Source organism: Rudaea sp. (assembly GCF_057139185.1).
Map to the genome: position 1 here is coordinate 1 of NZ_DBNHDN010000027.1, position 4837 is coordinate 4837.

Below are 4837 nucleotides of genomic sequence, written 5' to 3' on the forward strand. Positions count from 1 at the left end.
GTTCAAGCAGCAGAGCCAAGAGCAGCAGAATAAGATTCTGCAGAAGCAACAGCGAAAGCAAAAACCATCAACCAACCCGGGGGCCACTCTCAACTAATCCGTGGTCCGAGAAAACCCGGCAGGTCAGATGCGCGCTTCGTGGTCGACACGCTGCAGCAGCATGAACGGCTCGTCGGCGTCGGTTTTCAGCTCGGCATATTTGCCGTCGCCGTCCTGATCGAACGTTTCGACGGGACGGCCGAGCGCCTTGCTCCAGAATTCCGCTGCGTCCTTCAGGTTGTCGGTCTTGCAGTCGAGAACGTAGGCGGAGATGCGGCTACGGTGCATGCACCGGTCCATGCTTTGTCGCTCTGCGTGGCTTCGCCGTAGCCGCGGCGCGACGCTTCGGCGCCGTTTCGAGGCGGAAGCCGCCGGGCAGCAATTCGGCCAGCGTCGCCACGCGCACGTCGCCGCGCGTGTTGCACATGATCACGCGCAGATCCGGGCCGCCTTGCTCGAACAGCACCTGACGGCAGGCGCCGCAAGGCGAGACCGGTTCGGGCGAGTCGGCGATGACCGCGATCATGCGCAGCCCCTTGCGCGCGACGCCGCTTGCGTGCGCCGAGAATACGGCGGTGCGTTCGGCGCAGTTGGTGAGTCCGTAGGAATCCGATTCGACATTGCAGCCGAGCACGATCTCGCTGCCGTAGCGCGCCGCGGCGCCGACCTTGAACTGCGACTGGTGTGCGTGTGCGCGCAGGCGCGCTCTCTTCGCGGCGCTGACGAGCGCGCGTTCGTCCGCAGTCAATCTGGTTCCATTCGTCTCGACTGGCTTCAATCCGTTACGTTTCATCTCATTCCGGATCAGGCTGGGCGCAATGGTATACGCCCGGTCGCGCGTGGCGTCAATGCTTCGGGCTACTCCGCGGCGGCGAGATCTTCGAGCATCGCCTTGAGGAAGCGTGCGGCTTCGCCGCCCGTGCAGGCGCGATGATCGAAGGTCAGCGACAGCGGAATCACGCGATGCGCCTCGATGCCGCCGATCACGGGCACCGCCTCAAAACGCAGCTTGCCCGCGGCGACGATCGCCACGGTCGGCGGCACCACGATCGGTGTCGCATAGCGTCCGGCGAACACGCCGAAGTTCGACAGCGAAATCGTGTAGCCGGTCAGCTCCGACGGCGGGATGCTGCGTTCGCGCACCTGGCGCATCAGATGATCGAGCGCGGTGCGCAGGCCATGTGCGTCGAGCGCGTCGGCGTTGCGCAGCGCAGGCACGAACAGGCCATCGATCGTGTCGACCGCGACACCGATGTCGACGCGCTCGTGCAGCGTGCGCGTCAGGTTGTCGCCGTCGAACCTGGCATTGAGCGCGGGCACGGCCTTGCATGCCGCCGTGATCGCGCGCAGCAGGCGCACGCTGACGTCTTCGCCGGCGCGCCAGGCGTGGATGTCGGCGTCGTCGTTGAGCGTGGTCGGCACGACTTTGGATTGTGCATCGGCCATGACGCGCGCCATGTTGCGGCGTACGCCTTTGAGTTGTTCTGCTCTTCCTTCCCCCCTGCGGAGAAGGTGCCCGGTGGATGAGGGTTCCGGCTCGGCCCGATGCCCGACCGACTTCGAACCCTCACTCGTCGCGCTGCGCGCGCCGGCCCCGCCCCGGAGGAGAGGTGAAGATTCTCCCTTTGCTGCGCTTTTGCCGGATCCTGCGGCGAAATCGCGCACGTCCTTCATCGTCACCACGCCGCCCGCGTCGCTCGGCGCAACATGCGACAGATCGACGCCGAGCTTCTTCGCCAGCGCGCGCACGGCCGGAACCGCCTTGACGCCGCCGACGCTGACGGCGGCCTCGACGACGACGCGGTCGCTGGCCTGCATTTCGCCGACGACCGTACCGGTGTCGGGTCGCTCGGCGGGCGATGCCACGGTCGCTGCCGGCGCCGCGTGGTGTCCCGTCGAGTGCGCCTCGGCACGCTGCGGCGCGCTCGCATCGATTTCGAAATCGGCGAGCGGCGCGCCGGTGGCGATCACGTCGCCGTTGCTTCCGTATACTTTTGCTAATTTCCCCGAATACGGCGACGGCACTTCGACGATCGCCTTCGCCGTCTCCATCGAAATCAGCGGCGCGTCGAGCGCAACCGTGTCGCCGGGCTTGACCAGCCACTCGACGATCGTGGCGTCGGGCAGGCCCTCGCCGAGATCGGGCAGGCGGAATGTCTTTGTTTCGCTCACGAGTACCTCAGCGCGCGTGCAGCATGATCAGGGCGACGATCGCAGGCATCGCCTGGAAGAAGAAAATGCGCTTGTTTACCGTCCATGCGCCGTAGATGCCGGCGACGATGACGCAAGTAAGGAAGAAGATCGCGGCATGGAAACCTTCGTGGCCGCCAAGCACGAGGCTCCAGATCAGGCCGGCGGCAAGGAAGCCGTTGTACAAGCCCTGGTTGGCGGCAAGCGTTTTCGACGCCGTGGCGAATTCGGACGTGAGGTTGAATACCTTGCGTCCGAGCGGCTTGTCCCAGAAGAACATCTCGAGCGCGAGAAAGTACAGATGCAGCAGCGCAACGAAGACAATCGGGACTTGGGCGAAGAGATGCATGCGTTTCCCCTGGCGTGGTTCAGCTTGCTTGCAAGGAACGCTTCGCCGCGGCGACGATGCGCGCGACACTCGGCAGATAGTTCATTTCCAGGCGGTACAGCGGCATCGGCACGTCGTAGCCGGCGACGCGCTCGACCGGTGCATGCAGGTCGTACAGGGCGTGCTCCACCAGACGCGCCGCGATCTCGCCGCCGAAACCGCCGGTGTACGGCGCCTCGTGCACGATTACACAGCGATGGGTTTTCTTCACCGATTCGTGGATAGTGTCGAAGTCGAGCGGCTTGAGCGTGGCGACGTCGATCACTTCGGCGCCGATGCCCTCGGCGGCAAGCATATCGGCCGCTTCCAGCGTTTCCTTGACCTGCGCCCCCCAGGTCACGAGCGTCACATCGCTGCCGTCGCGCAGCACGAAGCAGACGTCGAGTGGCAGAGCCTCGCCGTCGTCGGCGACTTCTTCCTTGTACTGGCGATAGATGCGCTTGGGCTCGAAGAAGATCACCGGGTCGGGGTCACGGATCGCCGCGAGCAGCAAGCCGTAGGCCCGGCCGGGCGACGAAGCGATCACGACGCGCAGCCCGGCGATGTTGGTGAACAGTGCTTCGATCGCTTCGGAGTGGTGCTCGGGCGCATGGATGCCGCCACCCCACGGCGCGCGGAATACCGCGGGGCAGGTCAGGCGCCCGCGCGTGCGCGTGCGCATGCGCGCGGCGTGCGAGGCGATCTGGTCGATCATCGGGTACATGAAGCCTTCGAATTGCGCTTCCGCGACGGGCTTCATGCCTTGAACGGCAAGGCCGACGGCTAGGCCGGCGATCATCGCCTCGTCGAGCGGCGTGTCGATCACGCGCTCGGCACCGAATTTCTGCTGCAGACCCACAGTCGCGCGGAACACGCCGCCGTTGACGCCGACATCCTCGCCGAGGACGACGACCGACGGATCGCGCGCCATCTCGTGCGCGAGCGCCATGGTGATGCCTTCGATCAGGTTGATCTGCGCCATCGCCTCAGCCTTTCGCGGCGGCGAGCGCCGCGGCACGCTGACGTTCCAGATCGAGCGGAAGGTCGGCGCAGGTATGGTCGAACATCGCCGACAGCGGCTGTGGCCTGGTCGCGAGGTAGGCGTCGATTTCCTCGTCGACGCGTATGGTGCACTCGGCGAGCCAGTCCTTCTCTTCGTCGTCGGTCCAGGCGTTCATGCCTTGCAGGTAGGCGCGCAGACGACTGATCGGCTCCTTTTCCCACGCGGCCTTCACTTCGTCTTCGCTGCGGTAGCGGCGCGCGTCGTCGGCCGTGGTGTGGTCGGACAAACGATAGGTCACCGCCTCGACCAGGCTCGCGCCGTGGCCATGGCGCGCACGTTTGATTGCGTGGTCGAGCGCTACGCGCATCGCGACCAGGTCGTTGCCGTCCACTTGTATGCTTTCGATGCCGGCGGCGATGCCTTTTTGCGCGAGCGTCTTCGCCGCGGTCTGGTGTGCGCGCGGAATCGAGATCGCGTACTGGTTGTTGACGATGACGATTACAAGCGGCAGCGTGAACGCACCACCGGCATTGATCGCCGCGTAGAAATCGCCTTTCGAGGTGCCGCCGTCGCCGACGGTCGCCAACGCCACGCGCGGTTCCTTGCGAATCCTGAAAGCCAGCGCGGAACCGGCTGCGTGCAGACATTGCGTCGCGATCGGCACGCTCCAGGCGAAGTCGTGCGCAGGGCCGGAGAAGTCGTTGCCGCGCTCGTCGCCGCCCCAATAGAGCAGCACCTCGCGCGGCTTCACCCCGCGCTGGAACTGCGCGCCGTAGTCACGATAGAACGGGGCGAACACGTCGTCTTCGGCCAGCGCCGAGCCGATCGCGACGTAGGTCGCTTCCATGCCCAGACACGAGGCGTAGGTACCGAGCTTGCCGGTGCGCTGCAAGGCGATCGCCTTGCCGTCGAAGACGCGCGTGAAGCACATGAGCTTGTACGCCTCGACCAGCGCGCGCACGTCGCGCGCGAACGCGGGCGCGTCCTCGGTGAGAAGCTTGCCCGATTCGTCCAGATATTGCAGGTATTCGACTTCGAAACTGGCTGCGATGCTCACGCTGCGGCCGTGGATGCGATGCGGAGGTGCTTGATAGCAGTCTTGGCGGAGACTATGCAAGGCGCGGCGCAAAATCGCGGCGCGGGAAAATCGGCGCTGCGGAGACGATCCGCAGCGCCGTGAGGGTTCGCTACTGTGGGGGTGCGAGCCAGCCGACGACATCGACGATGACGTCGGAGTT

At 65.5% G+C, this 4837-nt stretch carries 6 protein-coding genes; all 6 read right to left on the bottom strand.

Translation table 11 applies throughout. From position 1 onward, the window contains the following. Positions 1 to 123: 123 nt before the first annotated feature. The 6 genes from AC16HO_RS09460 to pdhA all read right to left on the bottom strand — a co-directional run bounded on the left by AC16HO_RS09460 (position 124) and on the right by pdhA (position 4656). Positions 124 to 327 (bottom strand): VOC family protein, encoded by a 204-nt coding sequence (locus tag AC16HO_RS09460; RefSeq protein ID WP_395643843.1) that lies wholly within the window; start codon positions 325 to 327, stop codon positions 124 to 126. Beyond that, positions 317 to 787, bottom strand: coding sequence for a cytidine deaminase (locus AC16HO_RS09465; protein WP_395643842.1), 471 nt, complete (start codon positions 785 to 787; stop codon positions 317 to 319). The genes AC16HO_RS09460 and AC16HO_RS09465 overlap by 11 nt, the downstream gene beginning before the upstream one ends. A gap of 110 nt (positions 788 to 897) precedes the next feature. Beyond that, positions 898 to 2211 (bottom strand): dihydrolipoamide acetyltransferase family protein, encoded by a 1314-nt coding sequence (locus AC16HO_RS09470; protein ID WP_395643841.1) that lies wholly within the window; start codon positions 2209 to 2211, stop codon positions 898 to 900. Positions 2212 to 2218: 7 nt separating this feature from the next. Then, positions 2219 to 2578 (bottom strand): DUF1304 domain-containing protein, encoded by a 360-nt coding sequence (locus AC16HO_RS09475; RefSeq protein WP_395643840.1) that lies wholly within the window; start codon positions 2576 to 2578, stop codon positions 2219 to 2221. Between the two features lie 19 nt (positions 2579 to 2597). Next, positions 2598 to 3578 carry an alpha-ketoacid dehydrogenase subunit beta gene (locus tag AC16HO_RS09480; RefSeq protein WP_395643839.1) on the bottom strand — a complete coding sequence of 327 codons (981 nt, stop codon included), beginning with the start codon at positions 3576 to 3578 and terminating at the stop codon, positions 2598 to 2600. A 4-nt stretch (positions 3579 to 3582) separates the two neighbouring features. Beyond that, on the bottom strand, positions 3583 to 4656 hold the full coding sequence (pdhA, locus tag AC16HO_RS09485; protein WP_395643838.1) for a pyruvate dehydrogenase (acetyl-transferring) E1 component subunit alpha: 1074 nt from the start codon (positions 4654 to 4656) through the stop codon (positions 3583 to 3585). Between the last annotated feature and the right edge of the window lie 181 nt (positions 4657 to 4837).